Below are 15,345 nucleotides of genomic sequence, written 5' to 3'. Positions count from 1 at the left end.
GGGGCCCCCTGCCCCGCATCGTCCTGGGGGGCGTCATGGGGTCCTACCGCGGTCGTACACGCTCCGGCCGGGGATACGACGTGCGGCTCCCCGGGGCACTTCCAGCATGGCCGCCATGTCAATCACCACCGAGTTCCTCAGACGGCCCCTCATGACCGGTGCGGTGGCGGCCAGTTCACCGCAGCTGGCGCACGCGATGACCGAAGGCATCGGTCTGGAGCGGGCCCGGATCGTTGTCGAACTCGGCCCGGGAACCGGGGTGTTCACCGACGCGATCCTTGCCCGGCTCGCGCCCGACGCACGGCTCGTCGCCGTCGAGCTCAACCCGGTGCTCGCGGCGCGGCTGTCGGCCACCCGGCGCGACACACGGCTGACCGTGGTAGCGGGCTCGGCCGCCGAGCTGGCCGCCGCGGTGGGCGAACCGGTCGACGCGGTGGTCTCCGGGCTGCCGTGGACGGTCATGCCGCGGGAACGGCGCGGGCAGATCCTGGACGCCGTGACCGAAGTCCTCGCGCCTGGCGGCCGGTTCACCACCTTCGCGTATCTGCACGCGGCCTGGACTCCTCCCGCCCGTCACTTCACCGCCGAACTGGCGTGCCGTTTCGACCGGTTGGAGCGCTCGGCCGTGGTGTGGGGCAACCTCCCGCCCGCCTTCGTGCACCGGGCCACCCAGAACCCATGACCATGAGCATGAGCAGGCCGGTGGTGGACCACTTTCCCCGCCCGGCAGCCCACTCCGCAGCCGTTGATGACCGGGATCGCCAGTGCTCCGCACGGCCCTGGAGCGCAGCAGCAAGGCCACGGTCGCGAAGTGAACCCACGTCAGCCCGACATCGCCCCCGACATCGCCGCGCTGCTCACCGACCAGACTGGGACAACGGGGTGCCCCATTGGGTGGTCGCTGGCATCGCTGCGACGAGGCTGAGGTGGTCGTTGAAGCGCGGCCTGACGACCATCGGCCTCGATGAGACCGTTGAGATCCTGGCTCAGCACCGCGACGAGCAGTTGCGCACCGGCATCATCGACGCAGCAGACCGGTCGTGGCACTTCACGCTGTACCTCAACGCCACCGGGACCGAGCTCTTGGCGTGCGGCGGCGTCAAACGCGAGCCTCCTTCGAAGGTGGACGCTCAGAAGCTCCAGGTGTAGAGGCCGCCACCCGTGTTCACCGCAGACGCCGCAAGACGGGCAACTCCCCGCAGGACCGCCAGTAGATCATCGTCGGTCATGTCGTCCCCGTCCTCGGACCGGAGCCGCGTGGTCCAGCGGCCTGCGAGCTTTTCGAGTTCGGCGGAGTTCGCGCTGGCCAGCGCCCGGGTCAGCCGCTTCGGCAGAGCGAACACCTCAACGCCATCGTTCAAGGGGGCGGTGACCCACTCCGGCCACGCCCACCCAAGGAGCTGCTCAAGCGGCGGGACCTCGGCCGAAGGCTCCTCGAAGTACATGTCCCACTCGGCGATGGCACTGTCCGGCTCAATAAAACGGCAGGTCACAGACTCAAAGGCGTCACCAGGTCCCCGCAGGCGCGTCGCAGCGGCGGCCTCGTCGTCGGGGGCGAGGAAGAACACTATGTCGTGGGCCATCTGAGCATGATGGCAGCCCGCCGAACTGACGCGGGTGAAGCCACGTGACAGCCATCTCGACCAGTCGCAGGACCCCGCCGTCCTTGGCGGCGGCCACTGCGTCGACGATCTTCGGGCTGCTGATTTACTCGACCGTGACGTGGTCCTCGGCGCCACGGCCGCCCAAGGCGTCAGCCCCAACGGCCTGAGACGCCTCGGCCAGCTCATCGACGCCTCCAGTGGCCGGTAACGACCAACCTCCACACCAGCGCGGGGAACCGGCCACGGGCTCGTGTCACTCTGCCCGCAGTGCCGACGGCTGGCCGCAAAATTCACGCACCGGCTCGCCGTCTACGCCGTTGCCCGATTCCGGCTCGGGTAAGACGGGCCCGGCGCTGTGGGGTCGCCCTCCGAGTCTCGCCAGCTCTGCGGCTGCCGTCGCGGGATACGTCGTCGAGTTCGCCTTCGGCGGCCTGGGACTGATCCCCGATCAGGCCGACGCCAAGATCCCCGAGGAAGGGATTACCTGGAACTGCACGACCTGGCTCAACATCGCGTTCCTGCCGCTGGCCGCGAGTCTGCTCGTACGGTTCTTGCGCGCCGGCGGCCCAGCGACGCTGCGGATAATGGGCGGCTCGCCCTATCGTGCTGAACACGAGCACGGCGGCGACCGTATGTACAACGGACACCATCACTGAACCGATGTCTCACGCCTATCCGGGAAGAGCCCGATGACGAGCCCGCAGCAGCACCCTCCGCGACCGCCTGTCGGGCGGTGGCGAGCGCTGCTCGTGCTCGGGCTGTTGGCAGGGCTGCTCGGCATGCACGCCCTGGCTCCCGGCGGTGGCCTCCACAAACACGAACGCGCCGAGCGGCAGTACATGACGGCGACGGTCAGCGCCCCTCATGACTGCTCCGGAGACGGCCACTGCGGCGGAGGCCACCTCCAGCACGCCGACTCGACCTGCCTGTCAGGTGCAGTGACCGACGGGCCGACATTGCCTGCCCTCGTTCCCGAGCCGGTAGCCGTACCGGTACGTGCCGACACCATGTGCTCGTACGCGGCTCCGGCCCCGGACGGCGCCCGCGCCCCACCGTCCCTGGCGGAACTCCAACTCCTGCGGATCTAGACACCGCGCGCCACCGCGCCCACTGCTCGGCGACGCGGTGCGCCTCGGCACATCCAGATCCCTTTCCCACAGCAGGAGTTCCCGCATGCGCAACACCCGTACCCTCACCCGCCGCGCCGCTCTCACGGCTACGGCCGTCACCGCCGTTCTCGTCCTCGCCGCCTGCGGCAACGACAGCGACAGCGCGAGCAGCAAACACCAGGGCCACAGCTCCGCGTCCTCGTCCGCGAGCGCCGACGCCACCACCGCAGCGCACAACGCCCAGGACGTCTCCTTCGCGCAGGGCATGATCCCGCACCACCAGCAGGCCCTGGAAATGGCGAAGCTCGCCGCCGACCGAGCCTCGTCCGCCGAGGTGAAGGACCTCGCCGCGCGCATCGAGAAGGCCCAGGACCCGGAGATCCAGACCATGAGCGGCTGGCTCAAGTCCTGGGGCAAGGACGTAACGACGTCCGACAGCTCGATGGAGTCGATGCCCGGCATGGAGCACTCAGCGCACTCCGACATGCCCGGAATGATGGACAGCAAAGACATGGACGAGCTGGAGAAGGCGTCCGGCGCGGACTTCGACACCATGTTCCTGACCATGATGATCGAGCACCACAAGGGCGCCATAGAGATGGCCACCACCGAGAAGGACAAGGGCAAGTACGGTCCCGCCACGTCCATGTCCGACGGCATCATCACCGCGCAGACCGCCGAGATCACCGAGATGAACAAGCTCCTCGGCAAGAACTGACTCCCCCGGGGGAGGGTGCCGGTGCGGGCACCGGCACCCTCCCCCACTGCTCCGACGACTCGGCGCGGGGCACGGCCGGGGCGCCCAGTTCTTCGCCCGCAAGGGTTTCACCGTGCACGCCACCGACTTCAGTGCCACCGCCCCGGAGCAACTCACCGCAGCCGTCCGGGAATCCGGCCTCGCCGACCGGATCACGACCACCGTCCACGACGTACGCGACCCGCTGCCGGCGCCCGACGCCTCCGTGGACGCCGTGTTCGCCTTCTTCGACGAGGCCCTCTTGAAGAGCTACGCCCAGGGCTGGAAGATGCACCGCGTCGACGCCTTCGAGGAGGGCGGACTTCCGCGTCGGCTGTGGCGGATCACCCAGGCCAACCGTTGGCCGCGACGCTGGTTCGGCAGTCACCTCAGTGCGCGTGCGGGCCGCCGGTCGTCTGCGGCTTGCTGTGCGGTACGAGGGCGAGGGCGATCACCGCACTCGCCGCGGCGGTGATCGCGCTGAGGGTGAAGGCGCTGGTGAAACCGTCGGCCGCCCCGTGTTCGATGCCGGACGCGGCGACGGTGGACAGCACGGCGACGCCGATCGAACCGCCCACTTCGTGGAAGGTGTTGACGACCCCGGAAGCAAGTCCCGCCTCCTCCGGGGCGACCAGGGCGAGCGCGGTGGTGATGGCGGTGACGAAGACGACGCCGATGCCGAACGAGGCGATGACAAGGCCGGGCATCAGCCGGGCGTACACGCTGCCGTCCGCGGGGAGCCGGACCAGCGGCATCGTTCCGGCCGCCGTGACCACCAAGCCGGCCACCGCGGTCGTACGGCTGCCGATCCGGCCGACCAGCTGCGACCCCAGGTGGGCGCCGATACCCGTGGCCACGGCGACCGGCAGGAAGACGAGACCGGTGGCGAGCGGGCTGTAGCCGCGCCGCTGCTGGAGGTAGACCGAGCCGAGGAAGAAGAACCCGATGAGCAGCGCGGTGGCCACGAGCATCAGGAACGCTCCGGCCAGCACCGGGCGCCGGGTGAACATGCGCAGGTCCATCAACGGAGCCCGGCTCACGCGCTCGACGGCGGCGAACGCCGCGTACAGGACGAGGGCGCCGACCAGCGATAGGACGGCCGTCGTGCCGGCCCATCCCGCATCACCCGCCCGTACCAGGCCATAGATGAGTGAGGCGGTGCCTGCGGTGACGAGCACGGCGCCGGGCAGGTCGAGCCGGGCGGGCTGCGGAAGGCGGCGCGGGAGCAGTGCGGGCAGGGCCGCCAGCGCGACGACGCCGACGGGGACGTTGACGAAGAACACCCACTGCCAGCCGGGCCCGTCGGTCAGGGCGCCGCCGAGCAGGACGCCCGCGGCCGATCCGGTGCCGCCGAGCGCCGCCCACACGCCAAGGGCCTTGTTCCGCTCGGCACCGTGGAAGCTGGTGGTGACGATCGAGAGGGCCGACGGTGACAGCAAGGCGGCGCCGATGCCCTGCAGGGCGCGTCCGCTCATCAGCGTGGGAGCGCCTGTGGCAAGGCCGGTGACGAGCGAGGCGGCCGTGAACAACGCCAGTCCGGCGAGCACGGTGCGGTGGGCGCCCAGCACGTCGGCCAGGCGGCCGCCGAGCAGCATCAGCCCGCCGAAGCACAGGGTGTAGGCGGTGATGACCCAGGTGAGGGCCTCGCGGCCGAGGTGGAGGTCGGCGGCCATGTCGGGCAGGGCGACGTTCACGACCGTGACGTCCAGGATGAGCATGAACTGGGCCACGCAAAGCAGCGCCAGCATCAGCCAGCGGCGGGGCGCGGGCGGCGCGGAGGCGTGCTCCGCGTGGAGGGTGGAGCGGGCGTGGCTCATGACGACTCCTCGGTCCGGAGAGGCGGTGGGTGTACGCCGCTTGCCGGCGCGGTCACGCCGGCAAGCGGGGCGAGCAAATGAGCGCTACGGCGACGCCCAGTGCGGTGTAGGCACGAGGCGGATCCCTCCCCCGGCAGCGTGGAGAACCCATGGCGAGGACACGCGGGCAGGCTCACGCCACGGCAAGCAGCTCTCTGCGGCCACTTGAACTGAACTGTACGGCTCAGTTCATATGAACTCAACCGTTCAGTTCAGATGTGGGTAGACTGCCGTCATGAGCTCCACGAACGCCGCAGTCGCCAAGCAGCCACCCGCCGGGCCGCGCGCCGAGGCCAAGCGACGGGCCATCGTCACGGCTGCTCGCGAGCTGTTCCTGCGCGAGGGCTTCGAGGTGAGCGTGGACGCGATCGCCAGCGCGGCGGGCGTGTCCAAGGTGACCGTCTACAACCACTTCGGCAGCAAGGAAGCCCTGTTCATCGGGGTCATCAAGGACTCACTCGACGCCCCGCTCGGAGGCGCACTGGTCACCGCAATCGACGGCCTGGCCGACGCCGACGACCTGCGAGAAGCCCTCGCCGCCGCGGCCCACGCCTGGGTCCGCGGCACCCGCACCAACCCTGACGTCCTCGCCCTGCGCAACGTCGTCAGCCGCGAACTGCACCGCTTCCCCGAACTCGGCGCCGCCTGGCAGCAGGCGGGACCGGAACGCCACCACCCCGCCGTGGCCGACGCGTTGCGACGCCTGGTGGACCAGGGCCGGCTCGACATCCCGGACATCGAGGTGGCCATCCTCCAGCTGTACTCGCTTCTGCTCTACCCGCACCTGGTGTTCAGCGCCTACGGCACGACCATCGACGACGACCTCACCGAACGCCTGATCGCCGGCGGCGTCGACATGTTCCTCGGCCACTACACGCCACGCCTCACCAAGCCGTAGTCGCCTCGCGCAACCGGCAGCGCCGCCTTCTCACCTCGGCGACCGGCTGACGGGAAGGCCCTCAACTGCCGTCGCCGCCGGGACGAGCCCGGACCGCATCGGGCAGTAGCTCAGAATCCGCAGGAGTACGCTCCGCCACGGAGACCGTCCTCGTCGAGCGCTGTGCACTACGCACCACCGCGCATTGCCGCGTCGACGGACGCCGTCGGCGCGGTCACACCCGGCGGCGCAGGACGGCCCAGCCGCCCCAGCCCGCCTGGGCCTCGACGGCGTGCCACTGTCCGGGCAGCGCGGCGGCGACGTCGTCGGCGGGCCAATACTGCGGCCCGTCCTCGCCGAGCTGGTTGATCCACAACAGCACGCCGTCGGGGGCCAGGACTCGAGCGATCTCTGCGGGGAACAGGAGCATGTCGATCGCCGCGATGACCGCAACCTGGGCGTCGGCCGCGGGCAGAGCACTGGCGTCGGCCCGCACTCGCAACGGTGAGCGGCCGACGGCCTGACGGAGCATCTGCTCCGCCAGATCCACGCTGATCACCCACTCGAAGGCGCTGTCGAGCAGCGGGGTGAACAGGCCGGTGCCCGATCCGAGTTCCAGGCAGGTTCCGTCAGGGAAGGGGCCACCGCGGTCCAGGGCGTCGCGCAGCGGATCGTCACGTCCGGTGGCGCGGCTCGTGTCCCACTCCGCGGCCAGCTCGTCGAACTGACCGGCGATGAAACGGGCGGTGCCGGCGTCCCAGGCGCGGCGACCTGCCGCCAGGTCGCGGGCGAAGGCACGGAAGACCTCGGCCATCCCCGTCGGCGGAAGGGGTTTGCCGCCCGGGCTCGGCCAGATGCGGGGCAACGTCGCAGTCACGGCAGACACGACGCATATTCCAGCAGCGCAGCGGCGTAGGGCGGATCAGCTCTGGGGTGGACAGCCCAGCGCGGCCGAGGCGGCAGCTCGCTCAACGGACGTGATCAGCGACGGTTTAACGTGCCGCTGCAGCGGCATCCGCGGCAAGGTGTAGCCACCGGTGGGCTGTCCCAGATCACGGATGGGCCGGGCGTCGCTGACGAACCATCCGTCTTCGCCGGCGCGGCATGTCCGGTCGATCTCTTGTGCGGGTTCGTGAGATCGATGACGGTGAAGGCCGAGGTTGCTGCAAAGCCCGACCTTGGATCGGTGTTCCGGACTCCGCACTCTTGTCGATCTCGCGGGTCAGCCTTCAGAGGGACGCGGGGCGCGCAGGTGCGCCCGTTCCTTCAGCTCCTCCTCGTCGACCGGCGTGAGCATCGGCTGACCCGGCGCGCACACCATGGTCACCACGAACTTGGTCGGTGCGTCCGACAGGGCGTTGCCGTCCTGGTAGTGGATCACGTCACCGCCTGGCTCCCAGAACGTCCCACCGGACTCGACCACACGCTCTGGCTCACCCTCGAGCTCGAACCGGAGCGCGCCCTCCATCACGTAGCCGAACGACGGGCCCGAGTGGCGATGCGGAGGGAGCCCGGGGTGACCGGGAGGCCACTCGACGAGGATGGTCATTCCCGAACCACCTTCGGGAAAGAAGGGCGGAGTGACTTCCTGCAGCAACTTGACTTCGGGCGGCAAGGAGACCTCGTGGGCGCTCCCGTGCTCTGGGTTCTTCGCTGACATGAACCACACCTCCATAAGCCTGCCCGGAATGGACGATCTTGCGTCGGCCACCGCATTCCGGACCGGTGTACCGACCCACTCGTTCGGCGGTGACCAAGTTCGCCGGTTCCCGGCTCACACAACTCGCTTCGCGATGAGGACAAGCCACAGCCCGCATCCATGACAGGCCCTGTGCCTTCCGTCTCGCCCAACCGGTCTCGACACCACCCTGCCTCCCGTCGGCGGCCGCCACAATCCGGGAGCCAGTGGCATCGAGAGCGCATCGCGCCATGTCATCGGCGGGCATCCAGCGCCGTATCAAGCAGCGTCTGCCCTGTTGTGATCTGACGCGCCGCTCGGGTGCCGACGCAGGCGGTGCGTCACCATGGGTCTGTCCGGGTGACAGAACATGTACGGGTTCGTGAGATCGATGACGATGAAGGCCGGAGATTGCTGCGGATCATCCGCACAGGCACCGGCTCGGTCGTGACGTGGCGGCGGGCCCAGATGGTGCTGCTGTCAGCACTGCGCATGGCCGTGGCGGAGATCGCCGAGGTGACGTTCACCAGCGCGGTCCGGGTGGGTCGCTGACCGTTCAGTACGGCTACCGGTTCACAGTTCCCGACCGCTGCACCCTCGTCCGTGAAGAGCCCTATTCGGTGTCTGAGCCAGTCATGCCCAGGCAAGGTCGGCTTACGGTGCGGCGAATGACTGGATTGCGACGCCGAGCCAGTCAGCGGACAGGTTGGCCAGAAGTAGCGGGGCGAGATGGACGAGAGCTTCGGGACGCTGACGGCAAGGCTTCAGCGAACACGGTTGGCCCGGTTCGGGACGCCGGGGACGGCCGGCATGAGACCACACGTGGCGGCTTGAGGTGGGCTTGTCCCCAACGACCGGTAGCTGTTCGCTGTGGAACCAGTCCAACGTGTGGCCAGGCCACGCGGTCCGGTATTGGCAGCAGTCCACGCGCGGGCTTCAGCCGGGGTCATGATGTCGAGCCGCATGTGGGGCCCCGAACGGACCGTTCACCGACGTCGATTTCCGACGCGAGTTGCCGACACTGCCCACCTGCGGGTTCGTGATCACGGTGTCGAGTGTCGGCAGACGGTCGTTTGCCGACACTCGAGTCTCACCGTGACACTGGCGACGGCCGCTGCCTGACTGATCGTCACTGCGCCGGTCGTGTCTTCAGCGCCGGCCGCGGTCGAGGGCGGCGACCTCGCGTACGGCCTCGGCGACGGCCGGGGCGTCCTTCTTGAGAATCGCATCGTGATTGCTGGCGACCTTCGCGCTGATCTTGATGTTCGCGTTGCGGGCGACCACTCCATCGAGGCTGGCTCGGATCCGCTCCTGCTCGTCACCCTTGCTTCCGAGGGACGCCCCCGAAGCGACCACATAGCGCGCCGGGACGGTGATGTCGTCCAGCACCGGGCCCAGCTCGCGCGCGAGCCTGCCGAGCTCGATGTTGCTGTCCGCCATCTGTTCGGCATTCATCCGCGGGGTCAGGCCCGTCGGGCGCAGCAGCGGCAGGAACCAGCTCATCCGCCGAAACGTCTTCCGGATCCGCTGCTCCATGGCCTCGTCCAGCCAGTCGTACGGCTGCGCGCCCTCGACCAGGACCGCGCCCAGGGTGCGGTCCGGATTGCGGCTGGCCCAGTGCGCTGCGACGAACGCCCCGTAGGACCAGCCCACCACCAGCGCCCGGTCCACCCCCCGAGCCGCGAGGACGGCATCGACATCCCGGACGGCGGCCTCGAAGGAGTAGTCCGCGGAACGCTTCGATTTCCTGCCGCGAGCCCGCTCGTCGTAGGTGATGTGCCGCCACCCCGTCCCCAGTTCGGCGATGACCCGCTGCCAGTACCCCTGAGTGGCGAACTGACCATTGAGGTAGATCACAGGGATGCCGGGACCGCCGGTGTCGGTGACGGCCAGGGCCGTATCGTCGACCGGCACCATGCCGGTCCACTGCGAACCGGTCTTCGATCCGGTCGAGGAAGTGCTGTTCTTCGTCATGTGTTTCCCCCTGGTCGCGTGAGAGCGTCTTGTCCTGCTTCTCCAGGCCCTGCAACGTGGCCCGGCCGGATGGTCCTGGTCCTGCTCGTTCAGAGGCTGCGGGCGGTGATGTCGCCGCGGGAGGTGGTGGCGCGGATGTCGAGTTCGGCGGTGCCGTCGTTCTTGAGGGCGTTGCTGACGCGGCCGTGGTCGGTGCCGGCGTCCAGGGCGGCCGAGACACCGGCGGCAGCGGCGACCGAGATGTCGCCGGACTGGGTGCGGAGCACGACCGTGCCACCCACGGCCTCGGCGATCCGGATGTCACCCCTCGCGGTGCTGATCTCCGCGGAGCCGCCCAGCCGGCCGACCTCGACGTCGCCGTCGACCGCGGTGAGGCGGACGCTCGCGGCCTCGTCGATCTTGATCTGGCGGTACGCGCCTTCGAAGACGACGTCACCGAGGCGCCCGACGCCGCGGAGTTCGGCGCTGGCGGCCCTGGCCTCGACGCGGGAGCCGGCGGGCAGCTGGACGGTGACCTCCAGGGATCCGGAGGGGCCGAAGAGCTGCTTGTCGGCGGCCTTGGCCGAGATCCGCAGGACGCCGTCGGCGTAGGCGACTTCCGTCTGCTCAGCGGCCTTGATGTCGCGGCTCTTGGAAGGGTCGGCGGGCAGGACCTCGACCGTGGTGTCGGCGCGGTCTGCCGCGATGAACTGGACGCGTCCGGCGGGGATGTCCAGGACGGCGGAGATCGGGGCGGGGGTGTCGAACTTCTGCATCATGCTCTCCCGTGCTGACTCGTTGTTTCTGATGCCGGAAACGCTACGTTGCCTTTCTGAATCTGACAACGCTCTAGTTGCGCAATATCGACAGTCATGCAGGTAGAGGCCGAGAAACTGTTGCAATGGCCTTGAGAATAATGCAACGGCAAACGCTCTGATCATTGCAATGAATGAGAGGTGAACGCTATAGTGGGCGGATCGGGGACCGCCCCGAAGGATCACCAAGGAGATCGCGATGCCGGGAGGCAGACTCACCCAGCAGGAACGCCAGCAGATCGCGCTGGGGCTGGCCGACAGCCTCCCCTACGCCGAGATCGCCCGACGCCTCGACCGTCCGACCTCGACGATCACGCGTGAGGTGATGCGCAACGGCGGTCCCACCACCTACCGCGCCGACCTGGCCCACCGAGCCACCGAACGCCGCGCCCACCGGCGCAAGCACACCCCGCCCCGAGGGCAGGGGGCGCCGGCGCAGGGCCACGGGCGCGACGACGAGGCCGTGTTGGAGTACGAGGAGGCGTTCACCACCCTCCTGATGCAACAGGGCCTGCCCAAGATGACAGCTCGAGTGCTGACCTGCCTCTTTATCGCCGACGCGGGTAGCCTCACCGCGTCCGAACTCGTCCAGCGCCTCCAGGTCAGCGCGGCGTCCGTCTCCAAGGCGATCGCGTTCCTCGAAGATCAGGGCCTCGTCCGCCGGGAACGCGACGAACGCCGCCGCGAGCGCTACTTCGTCGACGACGACGTCTGGTACCAGTCGACGATCGCCAGCGCCCGCGGCATCGCCCAGGTCGCCGAGATCGCACGGCAGGGCGTCGGTATCCTCGGCCGCGCCAGCCCGGCCGCCGCCCGCCTGGAGAACATCGCCCGCTTCAGCGACTTCATCAGCGAGAGCATCCTCCGCGCCGCGGAGCAGGTCCGCGAAGTCCTCTACACGAAGCCCGAAACGAAGCCAGGTGACACCACCACACCAGGTTCGGATCGCGGATAGACAGCCGTCTTGATGGTCACAGCCAGTGATGCCCACCCCGGCCCCTTCAACCTGAACCGACCCCATCGCGCGCCCACCAGGCAGCCTCGTTCATGCAGGGGCCGGTGAGGTCGGCACGTCCCTCATCGCAGCTCCATGGCTGACCTGGTGGCGTCATCTGCCGAGATACGGGGGCGGGGCACGGCCACGTCCGGCCCCAGGTCGAGCCGGGCGTCCATGTCCGGACGGAAGGTGCCGTAGGGGTTCACGTTCCACAGGGAGTTCCACCGAGACTTCCGCAGAGAAGCGACAGCCCGTCGGCGGTACGGGTCACGGCGCCGGGCCACCCGGGCAGGTCCTCGCAGTGCGCGGGGCACGGCGGCAGGCGGTTCGCCATGTTCGGCTGAGCCGCACGTACAGCCCCTCCGCAACGGCCTGGGCAGGCCGGCCTTCACGTGTCATCGCTCTCCGGAACAAGGCGGCACCCCACCACCCCAAGGCAGCGCCGTGCAGCGAAAAGCAGCAGCGCCCCAGACCAAGCCGGACCAAGGAAGTCCGAGGCGCTGCACGCCGGGGCGCGTTCAGATCCGCCAAGAGCGGATGCGGTCAGCTGCGTCGTACCCGTCGGCGCGGCCGGCGTCGATGTCGCGGGCAAGGTCGATCAGCGCGCCGTACGGCGGGTCGACGGTCTCGCCCGCGGCGTCCATGTACCCCGTGACGATCGCGGCGCCGTACAAGGCGTTGCGTGCCGGGAGGGGGCGCAGCCGGATGATGGCATGCATCAGGGCCGCCGCGCGCCAGGCGTTGTCCACCGCGACGCCGACCTGGGGGGTGTTGACCCGGTGGCGGGCGACGGCGGCCACCAGGTTGGAGAAGTCGTGGACCGAGGGGTACTTGGGCAGCACCTCCGCCTGGCGCTCAAGCAGCCAGCGGATGTCGATGTGCAGCTCCATGGTCAGGCGGCAGCCCGTCCGGAGGCGTCCTGCCGTGCGGGAGCGTCGTCGGGGAACGCCGCGTCGAACGCGGCCGCGTTGTCGGCGACGAACGCGCGGAAGACGTCAGCGGCGCTGTCCAGGCGGGGGTCGCGGACCGCGTTGCGCGCGGCCTCGGTGATGAGCGCGGTGACCGTGGTGCCCTCGGCCTCGGCCCGCTCCTGCAGCTGCGCGTGGAGTTCCTCGGGGACCCGGATCGTCACTGACTTCGACATGTTCCGACCGTACAGCATGGTGTACAGCACGGGGAGGAGTATGGCGGAACCGGACCCGGACGAGGACGTCCTCCCGCATCGCGCCTCGGGCGCCAAGGGCACAGCCGATCAGTGACACGGGTCGGCCCGGCTGCCTGGGAAAACACGGGAGTGAGGACACAGACCGGCGCCGACGACACAGGCCCCGCACCCACCTGGACCCAGGCACCCGGCCCCGCGTGCGCGGCGCGGATCCACCCAGGAAAACGCCGGACCCAGGAGGGGAGCACCCTGGAGGCATCCGCACCGAGGACATCAGGGCGGGGCAGACCTACCGCTGCGAGGTGCCGTTCGAGCTCCCGCTCCGGCGGCACCGGCCGGAGCCGGCGGGCAACTCCTGGTGGACCCTGAGCCGGCTGCGGGGCACGTACTTCCCTCCGTCCGTCACCGACGCCGACACTGAAGCCCGTACCGCCCAGGGCCTGCGGATGGCCGTCGGCACCCGCATCACGGTGGAGCTCACCGTCGCGTCTCAGCTGATCTGGTCCCGGACGCACGGTTGCCCGGTGCCGTCTCAGTTGATCTGGGAGGGCACGTTCGCGGCTCTCAGTCGATACAGAACTCGTTGCCCTCGATGTCCTGCATCGGGATGCACGAATCATTGCCGTCATACAGCGTTCGCACGTGTACCGCGCCGAGCGGGACAAGTCGCGCGCATTCGGCCTCAAGTGCGGCGAGGCGCTCTTCACCCACGAGTCCGGTGCCGACCCGCACATCAAGATGCAGCCGGTTCTTGACGGCCTTCCCTTCGGGGACGCGCTGGAAGTACAGGCGCGGGCCCACACCTGAGGGATCAATGCAGGCGAACCACGAATCCCGCTGCTCAGGTGGCTGCGAGGACTTGAAATCGTCCCAAGTGGCAAACCCCTCCGGGGGCGGCGGTATGACGTACCCCAACACCTCGCACCAGAAACGAGCGAGGCGCTCAGGTTCTGCGCAGTCGAAGGTGACTTGGAACTGCTTGATCGATGCCATTGGTCCACCATATTGGCGCGTGCTGCTCACTGAGACCCCGGGGTTTCATCGCCGTGCGGGTCGAGGTCTCGCGTGACATGAGTAGCGCCAACGGACCAGATCGCCTGTGACGACGAGCGAATCGGACCAGATCACCTGCTCAAGTCAGTCCGCCCAGGTCGGCCGCCTGCCATCGATTGGGTTCGTTGAGAACGGACACTCACCGAGGACCAGGCCGAAGCCGCCGGTGTCCCGTCTCAACGGAGTTCGACCAGTCTCATCAAGTTCGATCGGGGTGTGGTGGGTCGGTGCGAGGGGGGATCGGATCACCCCCTACGGGCCTTCGGGGCCGGCGTCCCCGGCTTGCGCGGCGGCCGCCGCCTCCAGCAGGGGCCAGCCGTCGACCTCCGTCGGCTGCCGCGCCCCCGGCTGCCACCCGCGGGCCGACGCCGCGTCGAGCAGGGCCCGGACAGCGCCCGGTTCGTGCAGGTTCAGGGAGCCTCCCCGGACGTACCCCACATCCCCGGAGCCCATGGGGAACCCGCCCACGTACCGGCCCGGGCCCTCGGCGAAGACGATGCGCAGCGGGCCGCCGGTGCCGCCTGGCTGCGGGTACAGCGTGAGGGTCTCGCGGCAGTCCGCGGACCGGCCGCCGTCCAGCACGCGGTGGCTGTGGCGAAGCGTCCACAGATACGCGAGCCCGTCGACGATCAGTCGGCGGGGCTTCTTCGAACGGCGGGGCACGGAGCCGAGGGTACGCGGCCTGATCCACGAGACACCCCCTCAGACCTCGATGAGACGAACAGGACGGTCGTCAGACTTCGGTGAGACCGGTCAACGTCCGATGAGACAGGACAGTCGGCCTGCCGCCCGGCCACGGCTATCAGGTCACCGGCATGCTGCTCGATGCCGACGGCGAACCCGTGAAGCTCCCCCGCATCCCCGCGCTCACCGTTCCGGTCCACTGGCTGCACCACATGGACACTCCCGTCTCCGCCGGCCACCACGACGCCTCGGTCCAGGGCGGCTGACCTGTTCCCAAGCCGGTCGGCCTTCGGTGAGACACACCCCGGACTGGTAGTTGTCCACACGCCCACACCCGGTCGCAGGAAAGGACTTGCGGTGGCCGGTACCCACGTAGGGTGCTCGGATGTTCAATCGACTTGAGGTCAGTGCGTCGCCACCGGGCCCCCGTTGGGCTGCGCAGTTGCAGTTCCGGATCGACGGCGAGGAAGTGGTGGCGGAGGCGGTTGGAGAGGGAGGCCGCGGCCCGCTTGCGGAGGAGGCGCTGCCCGCCGACGGTCACGGCTCCCTCTGGGCGACCGGCGAGGGGCGACGTGTAGTGATGGGCGAGCCTGAGTGCACGGGCGGATGCTGTGGCTACCTGTCCGTGTTCGTGCAGCGCCACGGCGGGATGGTGGAGTGGTCCGACTGGCAGGTGCCCATGGACAAGGTGCGGCCCCCAGCGTTTTGTTTTGACGCCGATCAGTACGACGCCGAACTGACCCGAGCGCTGACAGACCTGCGGTGTCAGGTCTACAGGAGTGATTGACGCGCCGCCGGACGTGGAGTCGGTGGCGCGT

The 15,345-nt window shown here is 69.2% G+C and carries 22 protein-coding genes and 1 pseudogene; 12 read left to right on the top strand and 11 right to left on the bottom strand.

Annotated features, from left to right (window positions below):
* Window positions 1-115 precede the first annotated feature (115 nt).
* A complete protein-coding gene (locus OG568_RS57815) occupies window positions 116-682 on the top strand; it encodes a class I SAM-dependent methyltransferase (RefSeq protein WP_329537992.1) in 567 nt (188 codons plus the stop codon).
* Window positions 683-894: 212 nt separating this feature from the next.
* Window positions 895-1,149 carry a hypothetical protein gene (locus OG568_RS57810; RefSeq protein ID WP_329537991.1) on the top strand — a complete coding sequence of 85 codons (255 nt, stop codon included), beginning with the start codon at window positions 895-897 and terminating at the stop codon, window positions 1,147-1,149.
* On the opposite strand, the gene OG568_RS57805 is transcribed toward OG568_RS57810, so the two are convergent.
* Window positions 1,131-1,583, bottom strand: a complete 453-nt coding sequence (locus tag OG568_RS57805) for a hypothetical protein (protein ID WP_329537990.1) — start codon at window positions 1,581-1,583, stop codon at window positions 1,131-1,133. The two genes, OG568_RS57810 and OG568_RS57805, sit on opposite strands and share 19 nt — an antisense overlap.
* Window positions 1,584-1,617: 34 nt before the next feature.
* Here OG568_RS57805 and OG568_RS57800 point away from each other — a divergent pair, with 34 nt between their 5' ends.
* The 5 genes from OG568_RS57800 to OG568_RS57780 all read left to right on the top strand — a co-directional run bounded on the left by OG568_RS57800 (window position 1,618) and on the right by OG568_RS57780 (window position 3,924).
* Window positions 1,618-1,812 carry a hypothetical protein gene (locus tag OG568_RS57800; RefSeq protein ID WP_329537989.1) on the top strand — a complete coding sequence of 65 codons (195 nt, stop codon included), beginning with the start codon at window positions 1,618-1,620 and terminating at the stop codon, window positions 1,810-1,812.
* A gap of 109 nt (window positions 1,813-1,921) precedes the next feature.
* Window positions 1,922-2,260, top strand: coding sequence for a hypothetical protein (locus OG568_RS57795; RefSeq protein WP_329537988.1), 339 nt, complete (start codon window positions 1,922-1,924; stop codon window positions 2,258-2,260).
* 33 nt (window positions 2,261-2,293) lie between these two features.
* Window positions 2,294-2,692 (top strand): DUF6153 family protein, encoded by a 399-nt coding sequence (locus tag OG568_RS57790; RefSeq protein ID WP_329537987.1) that lies wholly within the window; start codon window positions 2,294-2,296, stop codon window positions 2,690-2,692.
* 85 nt (window positions 2,693-2,777) lie between these two features.
* Window positions 2,778-3,431, top strand: coding sequence for a DUF305 domain-containing protein (locus tag OG568_RS57785; protein ID WP_329537986.1), 654 nt, complete (start codon window positions 2,778-2,780; stop codon window positions 3,429-3,431).
* A 46-nt stretch (window positions 3,432-3,477) separates the two neighbouring features.
* Window positions 3,478-3,924, top strand: coding sequence for a class I SAM-dependent methyltransferase (locus tag OG568_RS57780; protein WP_329538311.1), 447 nt, complete (start codon window positions 3,478-3,480; stop codon window positions 3,922-3,924).
* On the opposite strand, the gene OG568_RS57775 is transcribed toward OG568_RS57780, so the two are convergent.
* A complete protein-coding gene (locus OG568_RS57775) occupies window positions 3,839-5,266 on the bottom strand; it encodes a DHA2 family efflux MFS transporter permease subunit (protein ID WP_329537985.1) in 1,428 nt (475 codons plus the stop codon). The genes OG568_RS57780 and OG568_RS57775 overlap by 86 nt on opposite strands.
* Before the next feature lie 274 nt (window positions 5,267-5,540).
* Between OG568_RS57775 and OG568_RS57770 the strand changes: the two genes are divergently transcribed.
* Window positions 5,541-6,203: a TetR/AcrR family transcriptional regulator gene (locus OG568_RS57770; protein WP_329537984.1), complete on the top strand. Its 663-nt coding sequence runs from the start codon at window positions 5,541-5,543 to the stop codon at window positions 6,201-6,203.
* A gap of 214 nt (window positions 6,204-6,417) precedes the next feature.
* On the opposite strand, the gene OG568_RS57765 is transcribed toward OG568_RS57770, so the two are convergent.
* Both OG568_RS57765 and OG568_RS57760 read right to left on the bottom strand, forming a co-directional pair.
* A complete protein-coding gene (locus OG568_RS57765) occupies window positions 6,418-7,068 on the bottom strand; it encodes a class I SAM-dependent DNA methyltransferase (RefSeq protein WP_329537983.1) in 651 nt (216 codons plus the stop codon).
* A 336-nt stretch (window positions 7,069-7,404) separates the two neighbouring features.
* Window positions 7,405-7,842 carry a cupin domain-containing protein gene (locus OG568_RS57760; RefSeq protein ID WP_329537982.1) on the bottom strand — a complete coding sequence of 146 codons (438 nt, stop codon included), beginning with the start codon at window positions 7,840-7,842 and terminating at the stop codon, window positions 7,405-7,407.
* A gap of 378 nt (window positions 7,843-8,220) precedes the next feature.
* Here OG568_RS57760 and OG568_RS57755 point away from each other — a divergent pair.
* Window positions 8,221-8,403, top strand: a pseudogene (locus tag OG568_RS57755) (IS630 family transposase); the annotation flags it as partial.
* A 606-nt stretch (window positions 8,404-9,009) separates the two neighbouring features.
* Here OG568_RS57755 and OG568_RS57750 read toward each other — a convergent pair.
* A complete protein-coding gene (locus OG568_RS57750; RefSeq protein ID WP_329537981.1) occupies window positions 9,010-9,834 on the bottom strand; it encodes an alpha/beta fold hydrolase in 825 nt (274 codons plus the stop codon).
* Window positions 9,835-9,923: 89 nt separating this feature from the next.
* The gene (locus tag OG568_RS57745) at window positions 9,924-10,589 is read right to left on the bottom strand and encodes a DUF4097 family beta strand repeat-containing protein (protein ID WP_329538310.1); all 666 of its coding nucleotides are present in this window, start codon (window positions 10,587-10,589) and stop codon (window positions 9,924-9,926) included.
* Between the two features lie 238 nt (window positions 10,590-10,827).
* On the opposite strand from OG568_RS57745, the gene OG568_RS57740 reads away from it, so the two are divergent.
* Complete coding sequence (locus OG568_RS57740) at window positions 10,828-11,583, top strand: GbsR/MarR family transcriptional regulator (RefSeq protein ID WP_329537980.1); 756 nt, start codon at window positions 10,828-10,830, stop codon at window positions 11,581-11,583.
* A 122-nt stretch (window positions 11,584-11,705) separates the two neighbouring features.
* Here OG568_RS57740 and OG568_RS57735 read toward each other — a convergent pair whose 3' ends face one another.
* The 5 genes from OG568_RS57735 to OG568_RS57715 all read right to left on the bottom strand — a co-directional run bounded on the left by OG568_RS57735 (window position 11,706) and on the right by OG568_RS57715 (window position 14,506).
* The gene (locus tag OG568_RS57735) at window positions 11,706-11,831 is read right to left on the bottom strand and encodes a hypothetical protein (protein WP_329537979.1); all 126 of its coding nucleotides are present in this window, start codon (window positions 11,829-11,831) and stop codon (window positions 11,706-11,708) included.
* A gap of 312 nt (window positions 11,832-12,143) precedes the next feature.
* Complete coding sequence (locus OG568_RS57730) at window positions 12,144-12,515, bottom strand: toxin Doc (RefSeq protein WP_443077958.1); 372 nt, start codon at window positions 12,513-12,515, stop codon at window positions 12,144-12,146.
* A gap of 2 nt (window positions 12,516-12,517) precedes the next feature.
* Window positions 12,518-12,769 (bottom strand): YlcI/YnfO family protein, encoded by a 252-nt coding sequence (locus OG568_RS57725; protein ID WP_329537978.1) that lies wholly within the window; start codon window positions 12,767-12,769, stop codon window positions 12,518-12,520.
* 585 nt (window positions 12,770-13,354) lie between these two features.
* On the bottom strand, window positions 13,355-13,783 hold the full coding sequence (locus OG568_RS57720; RefSeq protein WP_329537977.1) for a VOC family protein: 429 nt from the start codon (window positions 13,781-13,783) through the stop codon (window positions 13,355-13,357).
* 312 nt (window positions 13,784-14,095) lie between these two features.
* Entirely contained in the window at window positions 14,096-14,506 is a 411-nt protein-coding gene (locus OG568_RS57715; protein ID WP_329537976.1) for a hypothetical protein, read from the bottom strand.
* 152 nt (window positions 14,507-14,658) lie between these two features.
* On the opposite strand from OG568_RS57715, the gene OG568_RS57710 reads away from it, so the two are divergent.
* Window positions 14,659-14,793 carry a hypothetical protein gene (locus OG568_RS57710; protein WP_329537975.1) on the top strand — a complete coding sequence of 45 codons (135 nt, stop codon included), beginning with the start codon at window positions 14,659-14,661 and terminating at the stop codon, window positions 14,791-14,793.
* A 119-nt stretch (window positions 14,794-14,912) separates the two neighbouring features.
* Window positions 14,913-15,314 carry a hypothetical protein gene (locus OG568_RS57705; protein ID WP_329537974.1) on the top strand — a complete coding sequence of 134 codons (402 nt, stop codon included), beginning with the start codon at window positions 14,913-14,915 and terminating at the stop codon, window positions 15,312-15,314.
* Window positions 15,315-15,345: the final 31 nt, after the last annotated feature.

It is taken from the genome of Streptomyces sp. NBC_01450, from assembly GCF_036227505.1.
Classification (GTDB): domain Bacteria; phylum Actinomycetota; class Actinomycetes; order Streptomycetales; family Streptomycetaceae; genus Streptomyces.
This window is presented reverse-complemented; position numbering and strand designations above follow the sequence as displayed.